The organism is Janthinobacterium sp. SUN211, assembly GCF_030587315.1.
GTDB lineage: Bacteria > Pseudomonadota > Gammaproteobacteria > Burkholderiales > Burkholderiaceae_D > Janthinobacterium > Janthinobacterium kumbetense.
The window spans coordinates 87,686-104,775 of record NZ_JAPWIC010000007.1 but is presented as its reverse complement, the minus strand read 5'-3'; the positions used below and the strand labels follow the sequence as shown (position 1 = coordinate 104,775).

Genomic DNA, 17,090 nt, shown 5'->3' with positions numbered 1-17,090 from the left:
TCATTGATTTTAATAAATTTTAATGAAGAATGCGAGAACGCTATGGCCTTGCTCCGCGAGTTCGTCCATAATCCGCAGATGATGGACGTCCTGATGCTGTTTGTTTTGTCTGCCGCGGCCAGGCAAGCTGCCGCCAGCAAAACCGGACGTCGCCCTAATGATCAATAGTGAGGATATCTTGGAAAAAAAACCAAAAATTATTTTGTCGTCACAAGACCTGGAACGACTGGAAGCGTTGTTGTATGCCTTGGGTAATAATCTGTCGCCGGACAAGGCTGCCTTGCTCGACGAACTGGGCCGCGCCGAGGTGCTCGAACCGCAAGAGATTCCCCCGACCGTCGTGACGATGAATTCCACCGTGCGCTTCACGGTGGAAAACAAGGAGGAATTCTGCCTGACGCTCGTGTATCCGAAGGATGTGGAAGGCCAGGCCGACCGCATTTCCGTGCTGGCGCCCGTCGGCAGCGCGCTGCTGGGCCTATCCGTGGGCGACAGCATCGCCTGGCCCATGCCGGGCGGCGTGGTGAAGGTCAAGATCGAGGAAATCGTTTACCAGCCTGAACGGGCTGGCGAATACCACCGCTAAGCGTAGCCAGCAGTAATGGCGGACGGCGCCCGCCGTTCGCTTGCCAGGCCGTGCCGGGAGCGGATCTAGCTGTTCCTCTGCACGCGCACCACCAGCCATCCCGCCACCACCGTGAACGTGACGATGATGGCGACGATGATCCAGAAGCCCTGCGGATGCTGGGCCAGCGGAATTCCCCCTACATTCATGCCCAGCATGCCGGCGATGATATTGATCGGCAAGGCCAGCACGGTGACGATGGTCAGCACGAACAGGCTGCGGCTGTTTTCCTCGTTGACGCTGGCGGCGATCTCTTCCTGCAGCAGCTTGATGCGTTCTTGTAGCGAAGACATATCGCTGAGGACCACCGAAAACTCCTCCGTCGACTGGCGCAATTCCAGGCTGTCCAGCTCCGACACCCACGCGGGCGGGCGTTGCAGCAGGCGGAACAGGGCGGCCGGTTCCGGCGCCAGCAGGCGCTGCAGCCGCACCAGCACGCGCCGCATGGCGCCCAGATCTTCGCGTTTCGGCACCAGGCGCCCGGCCAGCAAGTGGTCTTCGATATCGTCGACCCGCGCCACGGCGTCGCGCACGATGTTGACCAGCACGTCCGCCTGATCGCGAAGCAGGTGGATCAGCAGCTCCACCGACGAGCGGATCGGCTCGTGGTTCTTGATGACGGCCTGGCGCAGGCGCTCGATCGACTGCAGCGGCGCGCGGCGCGCCGTGATGACGAGGTTTTGCGCCACGCTGGCCCACATGGTGGAAATGTCGGACGCCTCGAACGAAAAATTGTGCACCACATCGTTGACCACGGCGATCAGGGTGTTTTCCGCCTGTTCGATGCGCGTCGAGCGTGAGCCCTGGTGCAGGGTTTCATAGAATTCGTCGGCCAGCTGCGTGTGCGTCATCAGCCATTTTTCGCTGGCCGCATGCGACAGGTTGAAATGCAGCCAGACGAATTCCTGCGCCGGGCGCGCCGCGCCATCGGCCAGCCAGGCCAGGGCGGCCGTCGAGTCGAGCGCCAGCGGCTGCGCCTCGCGGCCAAACAGGAAGCCCCAGACCAGGCCCGAGGTGTCCGAGCCGTAGGTAAAACCGGCAGTTTCCATCGCCATCGTGAATCTTTCTCGCGCAGTGTAATTGATCGTCGCGCGATTTTAATACACGGATGTGTCGGGAAAATGACAAGGCCACCGCGAGGGGTGGCCTTGGTGCTACTTGGTGCTGACTACAGCCGAGTATTAGCTGCGGTTCGGGTTGTCCGGACGCCGGTCGTCGCGGTTCGGCACGCCGTCATGGTCGCGGTCGTGGCGGTTGCCATTGTCGCGGTCATAGCGGTTGGGGATGCCGTCGCGGTCGCGGTCGCCGTTCGGGCCGCGTGGCGACCAGCGGCCTTGCTCCATCTGCCAGCGGCCGTCGCGCTGGTTCCAGGCGGGCGGCGCATACGCATAGCCGGGACGTTCGGCGATCCATACGCCTGGCGTCCAGGCGTAGCGCTGGCTGCGCCATTCCCAGTGGCCGGGCGCCCAGATGTAGCCGTGGCGGGCGCGCGGGATGGCTTCGCGGCGCGGCGGCGGCGGGGCGATGCGGATCTCGTCGTAGCGCACGGGCTGCACTTGCGCGGCGACCCAGCCGCCACGGTCCAGGCGCCAGCGGTTGTTTTCCTGTATCCAGGCGGCGCGGCGGTACTGATTGCCGCCCCGTTCGCGCAGCCATTCGCCATTGTTCCAGACGTGGCGCTGGCCATCCCAGTTCCAGTAGCCGGGCGCCCACACATAGCCGGCGCGCGGTGCTGGCACGCTTTCAAACCGTGGCGGAGGCGGGGCGTTGCCGACGACAATGCTGACGCCGAGCTGATTCTGGGCCATGGCCTGCGCGGGCAGGAAAGCCGCGGCGCTGATGGCAAGCATGGCTGCTGCGTAGAGTGTGATGGGTTTCATGGGTTGCTCCATTTCGGTGATTGCGTGAAATGGACTATAGGCGCTTGCCGGCGATTTTTCGCCTTTGATTCAACTTATTACAATTGACACAATGCTGTGTGTCCGTGTATCCGCGGCGGATACAAATCAGATGCCTATGGCGGCCTGGCGCGGCGACTATCCGCAGTGCGCCAGGCGGCGTGGGGTCAGCATCGGCGGCTCACAGGGTGCTGGCGCTGGCGTTGCCCAGCAAGGCTTGCCGCTCCTCGATCAGCGAGATTTTCTTTTCCTGTTCCGTCAGGCGCTTGGCGCTGACCACCACGACGGGGATGGCGCCCGCTTGCGCCACATCGGCGGCCTTGGCGGCCGATGGCTGCATGAAGCTGGCATAGCTGGCACCGCAGGCGATGGCGACGGCGACGGTGAAGATGGCTTCCATGTTTTTCAAGGCTTTCATGATGTTTCCTTTCGGGTGGCGGGTGGGTATGCATGCACTGTAGCCAGGCGCGGGCCGCTGCGCCATGCGGATGCGACCAGCCGTGGTTTTGGCGGGATGGCCTGCAAAAAAACGGCGCTGAAATGCCTGCGCACGGGGCCGGCAAGCCGACCGCTTGAATTGAGGCCTAAATTGCCCTGTATCCGGGCATATGAATGTAATTGCCGCGTGGCATTATTTGACGCTGCACACTGCCGCGCGCGGCAAGTGCAGGGCCATCTGTCCTGCTAGAATCGGCATGGCGGCCCCGTCGCGTGGATAAAAATATCATCAGGAGTCACACATGTTCCAATTGTTTGGTTTTGGCGGCGCCCGCTGCCCGCGCTGCGAGCACAAGAACGGCGCTGCCGCCGGCTATTGCGCGCAATGCGGCTTGTCGCTGGGGGCACCCGACAGCGACGCGGTGCTGCATGCCAATCAATGGCATCTTGCTGATGGGCAACTGGCCCTGTTCTTCGGCGTGCGCGAACTGTCCTCGCTGTTCGGCAGCGCGGCGCGCCGCCTGCAGGTACCGGCCGAGTCGCGCGCCTGGATCGTGCAATCGGACGCTTTCATCTTGATACCGGCCGGCGACTACGACAGCGCCGCCTTCTTCGCGCGCCTGCCCGTGCTGCTGCCGGCGCGTCCGGCCGAAGTGCTGATCGCGCGCGCCGACGCCGTCAGCCTGGAATTCGACTTGCCCGGCCTGGCCAGCACGGAGTTGCTGAACGTCGCCGCGTCCCTGCGCGTGGATATCGCCCTGGGCCAGCCCGACGCGTTCGCGCGCCAGTTCATGCGCGCGCCGGGCGCCGTCACGCGCGCCCACCTGCACGCCTTGCTGCTGCCATCCGTGCGCCAGATCGCGCTGGAATTCATCGGCAGCCGCGCGCTGGGCGAGATGGACGCGAATGCGGACCTGCGCCCGGAACTGAACGAGCGCCTGCAATCGGCCCTGACGCAGCGCCTGGCGCCCAGCGGCCTGGCCGTGGCGCGCGTGGAAACCCTGGCGCTGCGCCACGACAAGCGCGAAGGCGACGCTGGCGCCAGCATCGGCACCCTGTGGCTGGGCGGCTTGCCGGCGCAGGAACTCGAGCAGCACAGCCTGGAACGCATGAAGCAGCTCGACCAGCTGTATGACGAGGAAGAGTGGCAGCGCATCCGCCGCGAGGAACTGGCGGCGCGCCATGCGCACCGCCGCGCCGAACTGACGCAGGATGCGACGGTGGAAAAGGCGGAGCTGAGCCACCAGGAAGCGGAGCGCCTGCAAGCGCTGCGCGGGCGCCAGATCGACCTGTATGGCCGCATCCTGGAAGCGAAATCGCGCCGCCAGGCGCTCGACCATGGCGCCGCGCTGGCGCTGGGCGAGCTGGAACAGGAACTGGCGCAGAAGGGCGCGCAGCGCGCCGACGAAACGGCCAACTGGGAACACGTGCGGGCGCTGGCCGCCATCAAGATGCGCAGCGAGCTGGAATTGTCGCAGCTGCATGGGCGCGAACAGATCCAGCTGGCGCAGCAGCGCTTTACGCATCAGGTGCATTTGCAGTCGATCGCGCAGCAAGTGGAAAGCGCGCTGCTGATCGATGACGAGACGGGCCGCCGCACCCAGCTGGCGCGCCTGCGCCAGGCGGAAGCGGATGCGGCCCAGCGCGAGGCGCAGCTGGAGGCGGAGCAGCACCAGGCCGCCTGGCAGGGCCTGATGCTGGCGAATGTGGCGCGCAAGCGCGAGGCGGAGCGGGTACAGGAGTGGGAAGAGCAGATGCAGCTGGCGCGCCAGCGCGAATTGCTGCGCGCCGAGGCGCACAAGGATGAAGCGGCCCAGGTGCAGGCGGCGGAAATCGCGGAAAAAGTGGCAGCGCTGCGGCGCGGCGGCGCGCGCGAAGACGCCATCGCGCAGCAGGAAAAGCTGCTGCGCACCATCGAGGCAGACGGCGTGCACGCGCGCCAGCTGCAGCAGCAAGCGCAGCTGGCACAGCTCGACGCGCTGGCCATCGAGGAACAGCGCCAGCAACTGCGCCAGCTGGAACAGGAAGCGCAATGGCAGCGCGACTTGCTGGCCATGGCGCAGCAGCGCGAAAGCGATTACGCGCGCTGGAAGGGCGAGTACGAGGCCCTGCTGGCGCAGCAGGCGCATGCGGCCGAACTGGCGCGCATCGACATCGACCGCATCGAAAAAATCGGCTCCCTGAGCGACACGGGCAAGGTGGCCATGGCCGCCGGGCAGAACGCGGCCGCGCTGGCGCAAGTGCTGAAAGTGCAGCTGCAGGCGGGCATGAGCGCCGAACAGATCCACGCGCTGGCGGCGCTGGCGGCGGCCGAGAACAGCGTTTCGCCCGCCGAGGCGCTGCGCATGGCGCAGGACAGCGCGGCGCAGGAGCGCAGCTACCAGGAAGGCCAGGCGGAACGCGAACGGCGCCAGCAGCTGGACTTGCTCAACCTGCAGAACGCGGCGCACGCGCATGGCCTGTCGGCGCAGGCGCAGCTGGGCGTGGCCGTGGCGCAGGCGCTGCAGCCAAGTGGCGGACCGGGCGCCGCTGCGCCGGCCCGCTGCAAGAACGGCCATGCGCAGCGCGCGGGCCATCCGGAAGATAAATTCTGCGCCGCCTGCGGCGTCGCCCTGCAGCCTTGATGGAAGCGTTTCACCCCAGATGATGCAAAAAGCACGAGACAAACTGCGGGAACTGCGCGCCCTCCACGACGACGGGCTGCTCAGCGAGCAGGAATTTGAACGCCGCAAGAACGCCATCCTCGACGCCGAGTACGCGCCGCCCGGCGCCGCACCCGTGGCCGCGCCGCTGCCCGTGCGCCAGGGGACGGAGCTGGGCTTCATGACGGGCCAGGAAATCGGCCCGCAAAACCGCCGCTACCGGCTCGAACGCCTGATCGGCACGGGCGGCATGGGGCAGGTGTGGCAAGCCACCGACCTGGCCACGCACGCGGAGCTGGGCAGCAGCGAAATGGTGGCGCTGAAGATCTTGCCGCCGCAGCTGACGCAAAGCGCCACGCACGCGAAACTGCTGATCGAGGAAGCGACCCAGGCGAGAAAACTCGCGCATGAAAACATCGTGCGCGTCTACGAGTGGGCGCAGGACCCGGCCACGGCCAGCTATTTCATCATCATGGAATGCCTCGATGGCGAAGACCTCGAACACTATCTGGGCCGCCAGGGCGCGCTGCCGCTGGCCGCCGTGCAGCAGCTGCTGCACCCGGTGGCCGAAGCCCTGGCGTATGCGTGGGAGAAGCACAAGCTGGTGCACCGCGATATCAAGCCGGGCAATGTCTTCCTGACGGCGAAGGGCGATGTCAAATTGCTCGACTACGGCATCGCGTCGCGCGTGCGCAATGCGGACAGCAGCCTGGCGCTGGAGATGCCGAATGCGGGCACGCACGGCTACCGGGCGCCCGAGGCCGGCGCCAACCAGCGCCAGCCCAGCCCGCGCCTGGACGTGTATGCCGTGGCCGTGATGATCTACCAGATGCTGGAAGGGCGCATGCCGTTCGACGACATGCGCAGCGCCAGCCACCTGCCGTCCGCGCCGCAGGCGCTCAACGCGCAGCAGTGGCAAGTGCTGCAGAACGGTTTTTCGCTGACGGCGGAATTGCGGCCGCTATCCGTGCAAGCCTTGCTCGAAGGGCTGGAGCGGGCTGCCGGGCCGTCGCCCGAAGAACTGGCGGAACAGGCGCGCCAGCAGCAGGCGCGCCTGGCAGAGCAACAGCAGCAGGCGGCGCTGGCGGCGGAACAGGCCCGCGAAGCGGCGCTCAAGGAGGCGCGTGCGCGCCAGGAAGAACTGGACCAGCGCCGCAAGGCGGAAATCCAGGCGGCCGCGCTGGAAAAGCAGCGGCAGGATAAACTGCGCCGCGAGCAGGAGGCGCAGCGCCATTTCGAAGCGGAAGAGGCGCGCAAGCTGCGCAAGGAAGCGCTGCGCGGCCAGCTGCGCGCGCGCCGCGAAGCCGATGCCGCCACGGCCTTGCAGGAACACCAGGAATTGCAGCGCAAGGCCATCGTCGCCAAGGCGGAGGCGGCGTATCGGGCCGAGCAGGAACGCGCGCGCCGCGAAGAGGCCAGCCGCGCCGCGACCGCCGCCGTCCCTGCGCCGGCATCCGCGCCGGCGCCGGAACTGGAGCCGGAACACGCGGAACCGGTGGCCAATGCCGAAGGCATCTTGCGCGATGATTGGCTCGATGGCTCGGGACAGGGGCCGGAACTGGTGCTCATTCCCAGCGGCCGCTTCCAGATGGGCGCGCACGAGACGGAGCACAAGGCGGCCATCCAGGCCGGTTCGCAGCAGTCATGGCTGGACCGCGAAACGCCGCAGCACTGGGTCGGCATCGAGCGCCCGTTCGCGCTGGCCCGGCACCCCGTCAGCGTGGGCGAATGGCGCGCCTTCGTCAAGGCGACGGGATGGGCGGGCGGGTCGGAAACGGACTGGGATAATCCCGGCTTCGTGCAGAACGACCAGCACCCGGTGGTCGGCGTGAGCTGGAATGACGCGCAGTTGTACCTGGCGTGGCTGTGCGAGCGCACGGGCCGGCAGTACCGCCTGCCCAGCGAAGCGGAATGGGAATACGCGTGCCGCGCCGGCACGCGCACGGCGTTCAACGTGGGCGACACCATCAGCACCGAGCAAGCCAATTACGACGGCTTGTACGTGTACAACGGCGGCCCGCGCGGGGTGTACCGGGGCGGCACCACGCCCCTGGGTACCTTCGCGCCGAATTCCTGGGGCCTGTTCGACATGCACGGCAATGTGTGGGAATGGGTGCAGGACGTGGTGCACGACAATTACGAGGGCGCGCCCGTCGACGGCAGCGCGTGGGAAGAGGGCAGCGACAGCAGCCGGCGCATCCTGCGCGGCGGCTCCTGGCTGTATCACCCGCGCTATCTGCGCTCGGCCCTGCGCAACGGCTTTTCCACCGTGCTGTCGAACGACATCGTGGGCTTCCGGGTGGCGCGCACGCTGGACCAGGCCGGGTAGGCCGGGATTGCCATATTGATTATCTTGACGGATACTTCATGCACCTTAACCGTGCCGGAGTGTCCGTGTTCAAACGCCGCCTGCTGTCCATCGTGTTCGCCTGCCTGCCCATCGCCGCCCTGGCCGGCGATTTTCCCTCCTATCCCTTCATCCATGCGACGGGCACGGCGTACAGCTTGGTCATGCCGGATCTGGGCGAGATCGACTTCGACGTCAGCGTCTTCGACCCGGCGCCGGACGTGGCCACCGCGCTGGTCCAGACGCGCATCGCGGAAATCAGGGCGCTGCTGGTGGAGCAGGGCTTGCCCGAGGCGGCCGCCGGCATCGAGGTGCGCGACGTGCGCAAGGAAATCCGCAAGGGCGCGGAACAGGACCCGGCCAATCCGCAATACCTGATCAAGGCGAGCGTGCATGTCAACGTGGCGGATTTGTCGAAATGGCCCGCCGTCATGCGTCCGCTGCTGGCCATGCCCAACCTCGATGCGTTTGCCGTCACCTTCGGCGCCACGGAGCGCATCCGCCTGGAAGAGGAACTGGTGGGCGAAGCCGTCAAGGACGCGCAGCGCAAGGCCGATGCCATGGCGCGCGGCTTCGGCAAGCGCGCGGGCGCCGTGGCCGGCATCTCGTCTGACCAGCTGAAAAACCTGGGCAATGCCGTGGGCCTGGTGCCGTCCGACCGCTACAACCGCGCGAATAGCCGCCAGCGGCAAAATCCCGACGACATGCTGATGGTCACCAGCCTCAAAATGGCGCAGACGGTCGACGCCCTGTTCCGTATCAAATGACCAGGTAGCAGGGGCGCAGGCTGCGCAAAGCGGGCAAACGGTGTAAATTGTGGCTTTCCAAACGCACCAAGGAACGCCATGACCATCAAAGCCATCCGCGACCAGTCGCAACCCATGCGCCACATCGTGCACGTGCGCGACCACATCATTTCCGCCGACGCTTCGGTGGCGGAAGGGGGCGGCGATGCCGGCCCGTCGCCGCACGACCTGTATGACGCGGCCCTGTCGGCCTGCAAGGCGCTCACCGTCGTCTGGTACGCCAAACACAAGGGCATCCCGCTGGAACACGTGGAAGTGAGCACGGAGCGCGATGCCAGCGAAGAGCGCAAGGGCGTGTACCGCCTGGCCGCCACCCTGCACCTGACGGGCGAGCTGACGGATGCGCAGCGCGAGGAATTGCTGGCCGCGGCCGGCAAATGCCCGTTGCATAAATTGATGACGGCGGTCACTACCGAAGTGACGACGGTGCTGGCATGAGCGCGGCCATCCTGAAAAGCCACGAAAAAGACCTGGGCGGCGGCTTTGTCGTGCGGCGCTTGCTGCCTTCGGCAGTAAAACAGGCCGTCGGCCCCTTCATTTTCTTTGACCATTTCGGCCCCATCGACGTGGCGCCAGACGCCAACCACGACGTGCGTCCCCACCCGCACATCGGCCTGGCCACCGTCACTTACCTGTTCGAGGGCGCGATCGACCACCGCGACAGCATCGGTTCGTACCAGCGCATCGAACCGGGCGCCATCAACTGGATGACGGCCGGGCGCGGCATCGTGCATTCGGAACGCACGCCGCACGACCTGGCGGGCCAGCCGCACCGCACGCACGGCTTGCAACTGTGGGCGGCGCTGCCGAAGGCGCACGAGGAAGACGAACCGAGTTTCACGCACACGCCGCAGGCCGACATTCCCGTCGTGCCGCTCGATGGCGCCGTCGTGAAAGTGTTGATCGGCACGGCGTTTGGCCGGACTTCGCCCGTGCGCACCTACATGCAGACGCTGTACCTGGACGTGGCGCTGGAGGCAGGCAAGGAGCTGCGGCTGGATGGCTTGCCGGCGGAAGCGGCGATTTACCCGATCAGCGGGGAAGTGCTGCTCGATGGCGTGGCGCTGGTGCCGCACACCATGGCCTTGCTGGAAGCGGGCGCCGTGCGAGCGGGCGCCGTGCCGGTCGTGACGGCGGGCAGCGGCCCGGTGCAGTTCGTCGTCATCGGCGGCGAGCCGCTGGACGGCCACCGCTTCCTGTTCTGGAATTTCGTCTCGTCGAGCAAGGAACGCCTGTCGCAGGCGGCCGACGACTGGAGCGCCCAGCGCATGGGGCAGGTGCCGGGCGAGACGGAATTCATCCCGTTGCCGAAGGCGCCCCTGCGCCCGGCGACCTGAGTCCCCCTTAGAAACGCGCGCGCAAGGTCAGTTGCGCCTTGCGCGGCTCGCCGTAGAAATTGCCCCACGCAGGTGCGCTCACCGTCTGGTAGTAGCGCTTGTCGAGCAAGTTCGTCACGGACAGCGACGCCGTCCAGTTGCGGTCGATCTGGTAGGCGGCGCGCGCGCTCCACAAGGCGTACGCGCCTTGCGCCACCTTCACGTCGCGCGTGGTGCGCGAGCTCTCCGTCTGGAAGTTCACGCCGCCGCCCACGCTCCACTTCTGCAGGGCGCCGGACAGGCGGTAGTCGCTCCACGCGCGCAGCATGTGGCGCGGCGAGTAGGTGCTGGCGAACATCACGCCCGCATTCGACGTCTGCTCCAGGTATTTGAAGTTGTTCAGCGTGTAGCCGGCGAACAGTTGCCAGTCTGGCGCCACCTCGCCGCTGATTTCCGCATCGACGCCTTCGCTGCGCACCTTGCCCGCCGAGAAATAGCACTCCGTGCCGGACGAGCAGGTATTCACCAGGTCGAGTTCCGCGCGGTTGCGCTGCTCGATGCGGAACAGCGCCAGCGAGGTATTCACCTTGCCGTCGAACAGTTCACCTTTCACGCCCACTTCCAGGTTGCGGCCTTTCAGCGGGTCGAGCAGGGCACCGTCGGCCGTGCGCTGGTTTTGCGGCTGGAAGATGTCGGAGATGCTGGCATAGCCTGACCAGCGCTTGTCGAACGCGTAAATGACGCCGCCATACGGCGTGACGACGCCGTTTTCGCGATACGGGTCGATATACACCTCGCCCGTGTCGCGGTACACGCTGCTCGATTTGTAGTTCGACACGCGGGCACCCGCCACCACGGTGAGCGGGTCGCTGACGCTGAAGCGGGCCACGCCATACGCGCCCGTCTGCGTCATGCTCGTCAGGCTGTGGGCGCCGCCATACTTTTCCTTGCGTATCCAGGCATCGCTCGGTTCCGACACGCCGTGATTGGGTTGCAGCGCGCTATTGGGCAGCTTCATCATGGCCAGGCTGTAATCGCTGTCGCTTTCCAGCCGGTTCGTGCTGATGCCGGCGCTGAAGCCGTGGCGGCGGCCGAAGGCGTTGAATTTGCCATCGAGCGACAGGTCGACACCCTTGTTGGTGGTGCCGTAGTCGAACACGCCGGTATACATCATCATGCCGGCCAGGGTGGCGGGATGGAGCGCACCCAGGTTGAACATGTATTTCACGTCATGCTGTTCGCGCGTGTAGTTGGCACTGGCCTTGAGCGACCAGTCGGCATCGAAGCGGTGTTCGAATTCGGCGAAGGCGGCCGTCTGGCGGCTGTCCCAGCGATTCCAGTCCGCGCCCAGGAAGGTCGAGCGGGGTAGCTTCGGGTCGCTGCCATCGAGGTAGCGGGGCATGCCGGAGAAAAACGGCGTCGACTTCAGTTTTTCGTAGCTGGCGCCCGTCGTCAGCTTGCTGCCCGGCGCCAGGTCGAATTCCAGCACGCCGTACAGCACGTCCGTGCGGCTGTCGGCCACGTCATAAAAATAATCGCGCTGGTCATGCGCGGCCACGGCGCGGCCGCGGATGCTGCCCGACTCGTTCAAGGGGCCGGTGACATCGACTTCGCCGCGCACGTCATTCCAGCGTCCCGCGCTGAGCGCCAGCTGCACCTGCTTTTCCGCCAGCGGGCGCTTGCGCACCATGTTGATGGCGGCGCCCGGCGAACCCGTGCCCTGCAGCAGTCCCGTGGCGCCGCGCACGATTTCCACCCGGTCCAGCATGGCCGTATTGCTGGTAAAGCTGTTCGCCTGGGGGTAAAACATGGCGCGGTTGACGCCGTCGAACTGGTACGTTTCGACCATGAAGCCGCGCGAATACACATAGCGCCCGCCCATGGGGCTGTCGTACATGGTGATGCCGGTGGTATTGGCCAGCACGGCGTCAATGGTGTTGAGGTTCTGGTCGTCCATCTTCTGGCGCGTGACGACGCTGACGGATTGCGGAATCTCGCGCAGGGTTTGCACGCCCTTGCCGACGGTGACGGCGCGCGCCGCGTACGAGTTGCTGTGTTCACTGACGGGGTCGCGCTCCATGCTGGCGCTGACCGTCACGGGCGCCATGGTCTTTTCCGCGCCGCTCGCCGAGGCGGAAGGCACGGCCGCCAGGCGCAGCACATAGGCGCCGTTCGGCAGCTGCACGGCTTCCATGCCGCTGCCGGCCAGCACCTGGGCAAACCCCTGCGTGACGTTGAAGCTGCCGCGCACGCCGGGCGAGCGCAGTCCCCGCGTCTGCGCGGGATCGGTCGACAGGCTGACGCCTGCGGCGACGGCGAAGTCGTTCAGGGCAGTGGCCAGCGGGCCGGCCGGCACGGCGTAGGCTTGCGGCGCCGTGGCGGCGGCCTGGCCTTGCGCCAGGGCGGGCGCGGCGATGAAGGCGGCGGGGGCGGCGCAAGCCATGGCGAGGACGGCCAGGCGGATGGCGCGCGCGGCGGGATGGAGGACGGGGGTGGTCAGCTGCATGCTCGGTCTTTCTGCTCAGAGGGATAAGAAAATGGCCAATGAATCGGCTTCTTACCTGTCAAGCCGAAGCAGCGCATCGAAACACCAACCCCAAACGCAAAAAAACTGAAAATAGTTATGCCGGCCGGGCCGATACCGTGGCCCAGTAGCGCGTGAAGTACGTCACTTGCAGCCCGTGCGAGGCGCACAGGCTTTCCAGTACGGCGTCGATATCGTCGAGGCGGTAGGTGCCCGTGACGGGCCGCCGCGCCACGGCGGCGTCGCAGGCGAGACGCCCGCGCCGGTAGCGCGCCAGCTCCGCCACCAGCTGTTGCAGCGGCCAGTCGGCGGCCACCAGCATGCTGCGCAGCCAGCTGTCCTGGTGCGCGGGCGTGCTCAATACCTCATCCGCGCCGGTGGCGCCGAAGCGCAGCTGCTGCCCCGCTTCCAGGCGGCGCACGGCGTCCGGGCGCGCCGCGCAGCGCACTTCCACGGCGTGTTCGAAGACGCTGACGGTGCTGTCATCGTCGTCGCAGCGTATACCGAAGCGCGTGCCCAGCGCGCGGATCACGCCGTGCGGCGTGTCGACGAGGAAGGGGCGCGGGTCGGGCGCCGTCGTGATCATGATTTCGCCACGGTGCAGGCGGATGCGGCGGTGCGTGGCGCTGTAAGCGACATCCAGGGCGCTGGCCGTATTCATCTCCAGGCGCCCGCCATCGGCCAGCGTCACGTGGCGGCGCTGGCCCGGCGCCGTGCGCAGGGACGCCGTCAGGGCTTGCCATGGGCCGGATTGCAAGCCCGCCTGGCCCAGCGCGATGCCGCCGCCGGCCGCCACCAGCAGGGCGAGTATCTTGGCGGCCGCGCGCCGGCGCTGCTGCGCCGCCTGCAGCGCCGGCATCGCCAGCGCTGCCGGTATCGCGCCCAGCTGGCCGTCCATGCGCCGCAGCAGATCCCAGGCCCGTTCATGCTCGGCGCTGGCGTCGCGCCATGCCTGCACGTCGGCCGGGTCGGCGCTGCCGCACTGGAGCTCCACATGCCAGTGGGCGGCGGCGGCCAGCACCTTGCGGGCGATGGGGGCGGAAGGTGAGGTCGCGGGGCCGAACATCAGGCGGCCGCCAGCATCAGGCATTCCGTGTAGGCGCGCACCAGGTGTTTTTTCACGGTTGGCAGCGAGATGCCGAGGCGCCGGCTGATGTCCACATAGCTGAGTTCTTCGATTTGCGCCAGCAGGAAGATGGTCCGCGTGCGTGCTCCCAGGCCGTCGAGCAGGCGGTCGACGGCGAGCAGGGTTTCGATGATGATGGCGTGCGTTTCGGCGCACATCGATGCTGGCTCGGCTTGCTGCGCCAGCGCTTCCAGGTAGGCCTGCTCCAGCGCCTGGCGGCGGTAGCGGTCGATCAGCAAGCCGCGCGCGATCGTCGCCAGGTAGCCGCGCGGCTCGCGCAGGGGCGCCAGCGGTGCCACCTCGCGCTTGCCCAGCAGGCGCAAAAAGGTGTCCTGCGCCAGGTCGGCCGCCTCGGCGCGGTTGCCCAGCTTACCGCGCAGCCAGCCATACAGCCAGCCGTGGTGCTCGCTGTACAGGGTGCTCAGGTGGCAGGTATGGACGGGACTGACGGTGCTCACTGCGTTCTCCAGGCAAGGGAAGGGCTGGGCTGACGGAACGCGGGGTGCCGGCTGGCTGGGCTGTTTGAGAATGATACTCATTATCACATTGCCACACCGCCCGCGTCAATTGGCGTGGGCTCCCAGGCGCCAGCGCTCCTGCCACTGTTGCAGATCCGCCCAGGCTTGCTGCAACGCGGTGGCGGACCAGTGCAGCAAGCCGTCCAACGCCAGCAGGGTGCGGCGCAGGTGGATGCCGTCAAAAAACACATGGTCGGCCACGACGGTGGCGGCCAGCCAGGCGGCGATGATGACGATGATGTCGTGGCGGCCGCTTTTCCACCAGCGCAGCGAGTGGCGGCGGAAGATCCACGGCACGCCCAGCGGATTGGGCCAGTCGGCCAGCAAATGCATGATGCCGCCAGCCGCAAAGCCGAACAGGGGCGGCGCCCACAGGTGGTGCGGCAATTGCATCCAGGTATAGACGAGCAGGGCGATCCACGCCAGTCCCCAGTGCGTCCACGTGCGGTGCGTGATCCACAGCCGGTGCGTGCGCGCCCACCAGGCCACTTCCAGCCAGTCCGGCGCCGTGCCGCCCAGCGCGCCCATGACAAAGGCGAGCATGCTCAGCACTTGATAGGGGCCGCCGGCGCCAGCGTGCGCGACCAGGGCCGCGGCGATCACGCCGGCAGCCCAACCGGTCGCGTGATGCGCTTTGTTGGAAGCCATAGGAAATGTAAAACGCCGTGCGGGCGCTGTGTGAAGTGCAGGGAAATATTAACTGGATGAATATACAGTATGTAAGGGCGGGAATGGGGGCTATTTGCAGAATATCTGCGATTGAATTGTTAAATTGTGTGTCGGAATAACCTGGCCAGCGAACTCGGCAACTCATGCCGGCCGGTCAAGTGTGTTGTGTAGATGGCAATGCAATCGGCGCAGGGCGCGCTATGCTGAAAGCAGTCCTGCGTTTTGAAGAGGTTTCGCCATGAAAATCCCACGCGAATTACAGATTCCCGCCATCGTGTTCACGCTGGAAGCGGTGTTTATACTCGGCCTGTCGATGATTTTTCTCGTGCTGGTGCCGCGCTAGCGTCCGAAAAAAGGCCATAGCTGCGTTGCACTGCCTTGCTGTACTTTGTACTGTCTTCGGCAGCGCGCCTTGCTCTGACCATTTTTCAGACGCTAGCGGTCAGGTGGCGGGAGGCGTTGTATCAGGCCGTTTGCATGGTGCTATCGCACAGGGCCGCGCCTTCGGTGCGGATGATCCAGCATTCCGGATACGGTTCGCTGGCGAAGCGGTTGTGCCGCGCGAAGCCGCTGAGCTTGTCGAGCGCGGTGGCGGGCGCCAGCGCGGTTTCCTTGCCGCTGGCCGTGTCCAGGTGCCAGAAACCGCCATTGCGGTGGAATAGCACGGGCAGGCAGCTGGCTTGCGGCGTGGCAAGGTGGCTGGCCGGCGCAGGCTGGGCTTCCGGCAGCAGCAGGTAAAAACACTCGGCACGGGCGCCGTGGTCGATGCGGTGCAGGATCACGCCGTGCGCGAGCAGGGCCGTGACGCTGAGTACGACGATGCCCTTGATGCTGGCAGATAATTCGATGCGCATGCCCAGGCGCAGGGCGACGGGCTTGTGCTTGCCGGGCCACACGCCATCGAGCAGCACGCCGTAACGCGACACATCCTCGATTTCAAAGCCTTGCTGGCCACGCCGGATGATGGCGTGGCGGCCCGACAGGCGGCGCGTCAAGCCATTGTTGTCCTGGCCGTCGGGGCTGAAATGGCTGAGCAGCACATCGGCTTCCGGGTCCACCAGCTCAAAACGCCCCAGCATGCATTCTTCCAGCGCGAACAGGCGGATCTGGCGCTGTTCGCCCGCTTCCGGCGCCGCATTGACGAGGCAGGCGGCCTGGCTCGGGTGCGGATGGCAGTGGCTGGCGGCGGGCAGGTCGACTTCGATCAATTCCTCGTCCCAGGCGATGGTGGTAAAACCCATGTCGATCTTGCCCTGCGGCGCAGACAGATCCACGTGGGCGATGCCGGCATTGCGCGCCGTCACGTCGAGGTTGCAGCCGTCGCCACCCGTCACGCGGGCGATCGAGGCGTCGTCGGCCATCACGCGCACATTCTTGTGCGTGCTGAGGAAGATTTGGTGGATTTCCGTCAGGGTGGCGTCGCGGCGCGGCACGAGGATGACGAAGGTGCACACCCATTTCTGCGCCACGGCGCCATCGACGTGGCTGTGCACTTCGACTTCGATCTGGTATTGCCCGTGTTCCTTGTTGCGTGAGGAAAACTCGACAAACACGGGACGCCAGTCGCCGCGCGTGGCGCGCACGAAATCATGCTGGACGGCACCGCGCGGGATCAGGTCCGAGCGCAGGCGCAAGGTCAGCTGCGGCGCGCAGGCGGCGCTCATGCCGCGCAATTCCATCTTCAGGGTTTGCCGTCCGCCTGCCGCGCGGGGATCGAAGCCGCTGATGTGCAGGTGGGCTTGTACGGGCTGGTAGGCGGGGTGGGCGGCAGCGGTGGCAGCAGGCGAGGCTGCTGGCGTGGAGGCCGGCATCGCCGGGGAAATGCGGGTGGGCTGCGCTGGCGCGGTTGTGCCCGTCAGCGGTGCGGTAACAGCGTCAGCAGCAGGGGCGTGCGGAAGCGCCGTTGCCGATGGCTCGGAACGGGCGCTGCGCAGTGCGGTCAACAGGTCGTAGCTGCTGGGGGCAGTCGTCGCTTGCGGGTGGTTGCCCGCGCAGACTGTTTCCCCAGGCAAGACCCAGAACGTACAGTGCGGGTGCTCCGGGTTGCTGCATTTTTTCATGACATTCTGACTCGAATCGAGCGGGGACATTTTGCCCTCTGTTATACATGAGAGCTTACGCGCTTTTGCGCTTGCTTGGCAACTTTCACGGCAGCGGAATGCGCTCTTTTTGTCCAAATTC

Annotated in this window: 14 protein-coding genes; 6 read left to right on the top strand and 8 right to left on the bottom strand. The window is 66.3% G+C overall.

The features are described 5' to 3' along the window. The first annotated feature begins 178 nt into the window (after positions 1–178). A complete protein-coding gene (gene rnk, locus O3301_RS22265) occupies positions 179–586 on the top strand; it encodes a nucleoside diphosphate kinase regulator (RefSeq protein ID WP_162835757.1) in 408 nt (135 codons plus the stop codon). 65 nt (positions 587–651) lie between these two features. Here the strand turns inward: rnk and O3301_RS22260 are convergent, their stop codons facing one another. The 3 genes from O3301_RS22260 to O3301_RS22250 form a co-directional block, all read right to left on the bottom strand. Further along, positions 652–1,680, bottom strand: coding sequence for a transporter (locus O3301_RS22260; RefSeq protein WP_175444840.1), 1,029 nt, complete (start codon positions 1,678–1,680; stop codon positions 652–654). Positions 1,681–1,806: 126 nt separating this feature from the next. Beyond that, positions 1,807–2,505: a YXWGXW repeat-containing protein gene (locus tag O3301_RS22255; protein WP_251348214.1), complete on the bottom strand. Its 699-nt coding sequence runs from the start codon at positions 2,503–2,505 to the stop codon at positions 1,807–1,809. A 199-nt stretch (positions 2,506–2,704) separates the two neighbouring features. Next, positions 2,705–2,941 (bottom strand): hypothetical protein, encoded by a 237-nt coding sequence (locus tag O3301_RS22250; RefSeq protein WP_099667411.1) that lies wholly within the window; start codon positions 2,939–2,941, stop codon positions 2,705–2,707. A 322-nt stretch (positions 2,942–3,263) separates the two neighbouring features. Here O3301_RS22250 and O3301_RS22245 point away from each other — a divergent pair, with 322 nt between their 5' ends. The 5 genes from O3301_RS22245 (at position 3,264) to O3301_RS22225 (ending at position 10,093) form a co-directional block, all read left to right on the top strand. Next, positions 3,264–5,585, top strand: a complete 2,322-nt coding sequence (locus O3301_RS22245) for a hypothetical protein (protein WP_305057525.1) — start codon at positions 3,264–3,266, stop codon at positions 5,583–5,585. Positions 5,586–5,604: 19 nt separating this feature from the next. After that, the gene (locus O3301_RS22240) at positions 5,605–7,932 is read left to right on the top strand and encodes an SUMF1/EgtB/PvdO family nonheme iron enzyme (protein WP_305057524.1); all 2,328 of its coding nucleotides are present in this window, start codon (positions 5,605–5,607) and stop codon (positions 7,930–7,932) included. Between the two features lie 65 nt (positions 7,933–7,997). Beyond that, positions 7,998–8,717 carry an SIMPL domain-containing protein gene (locus O3301_RS22235; RefSeq protein ID WP_289910575.1) on the top strand — a complete coding sequence of 240 codons (720 nt, stop codon included), beginning with the start codon at positions 7,998–8,000 and terminating at the stop codon, positions 8,715–8,717. Between the two features lie 78 nt (positions 8,718–8,795). Beyond that, a complete protein-coding gene (locus tag O3301_RS22230) occupies positions 8,796–9,194 on the top strand; it encodes an OsmC family protein (protein ID WP_034783198.1) in 399 nt (132 codons plus the stop codon). Continuing rightward, positions 9,191–10,093, top strand: coding sequence for a pirin family protein (locus O3301_RS22225; protein WP_305057523.1), 903 nt, complete (start codon positions 9,191–9,193; stop codon positions 10,091–10,093). Before O3301_RS22230 ends, O3301_RS22225 begins: the two co-directional genes overlap by 4 nt. A gap of 7 nt (positions 10,094–10,100) precedes the next feature. Here O3301_RS22225 and O3301_RS22220 read toward each other — a convergent pair whose 3' ends face one another. From O3301_RS22220 to O3301_RS22200, 5 genes are all read right to left on the bottom strand, one after another. Beyond that, positions 10,101–12,578: a TonB-dependent receptor gene (locus tag O3301_RS22220; protein WP_305057522.1), complete on the bottom strand. Its 2,478-nt coding sequence runs from the start codon at positions 12,576–12,578 to the stop codon at positions 10,101–10,103. Positions 12,579–12,693: 115 nt separating this feature from the next. Then, on the bottom strand, positions 12,694–13,662 hold the full coding sequence (locus O3301_RS22215; protein WP_305057521.1) for a FecR domain-containing protein: 969 nt from the start codon (positions 13,660–13,662) through the stop codon (positions 12,694–12,696). Next, positions 13,662–14,180 (bottom strand): sigma-70 family RNA polymerase sigma factor, encoded by a 519-nt coding sequence (locus O3301_RS22210; protein WP_305057520.1) that lies wholly within the window; start codon positions 14,178–14,180, stop codon positions 13,662–13,664. Before O3301_RS22210 ends, O3301_RS22215 begins: the two co-directional genes overlap by 1 nt. 105 nt (positions 14,181–14,285) lie before the next feature. Beyond that, complete coding sequence (locus tag O3301_RS22205; protein ID WP_305057519.1) at positions 14,286–14,888, bottom strand: metal-dependent hydrolase; 603 nt, start codon at positions 14,886–14,888, stop codon at positions 14,286–14,288. A gap of 485 nt (positions 14,889–15,373) precedes the next feature. After that, entirely contained in the window at positions 15,374–16,969 is a 1,596-nt protein-coding gene (locus tag O3301_RS22200; protein WP_305057518.1) for an FHA domain-containing protein, read from the bottom strand. Positions 16,970–17,090 lie beyond the last annotated feature (121 nt).

What these genes read in the sequence shown, in the direction of transcription:
- O3301_RS22260 (WP_175444840.1), bottom strand. Translation starts at nt 1,680, where the DNA reads ATGGCGATGGAAACTGCCGGTTTTACCTACGGCTCGGACACCTCGGGC.
- O3301_RS22255 (WP_251348214.1), bottom strand. Translation starts at nt 2,505, where the DNA reads ATGAAACCCATCACACTCTACGCAGCAGCCATGCTTGCCATCAGCGCC.
- O3301_RS22250 (WP_099667411.1), bottom strand. Translation starts at nt 2,941, where the DNA reads ATGAAAGCCTTGAAAAACATGGAAGCCATCTTCACCGTCGCCGTCGCC.
- O3301_RS22245 (WP_305057525.1), top strand. Translation starts at nt 3,264, where the DNA reads ATGTTCCAATTGTTTGGTTTTGGCGGCGCCCGCTGCCCGCGCTGCGAG.
- O3301_RS22240 (WP_305057524.1), top strand. Translation starts at nt 5,605, where the DNA reads ATGATGCAAAAAGCACGAGACAAACTGCGGGAACTGCGCGCCCTCCAC.
- O3301_RS22230 (WP_034783198.1), top strand. Translation starts at nt 8,796, where the DNA reads ATGACCATCAAAGCCATCCGCGACCAGTCGCAACCCATGCGCCACATC.
- O3301_RS22225 (WP_305057523.1), top strand. Translation starts at nt 9,191, where the DNA reads ATGAGCGCGGCCATCCTGAAAAGCCACGAAAAAGACCTGGGCGGCGGC.
- O3301_RS22220 (WP_305057522.1), bottom strand. Translation starts at nt 12,578, where the DNA reads ATGCAGCTGACCACCCCCGTCCTCCATCCCGCCGCGCGCGCCATCCGC.
- O3301_RS22215 (WP_305057521.1), bottom strand. Translation starts at nt 13,662, where the DNA reads ATGTTCGGCCCCGCGACCTCACCTTCCGCCCCCATCGCCCGCAAGGTG.
- O3301_RS22205 (WP_305057519.1), bottom strand. Translation starts at nt 14,888, where the DNA reads ATGGCTTCCAACAAAGCGCATCACGCGACCGGTTGGGCTGCCGGCGTG.
- O3301_RS22200 (WP_305057518.1), bottom strand. Translation starts at nt 16,969, where the DNA reads ATGAAAAAATGCAGCAACCCGGAGCACCCGCACTGTACGTTCTGGGTC.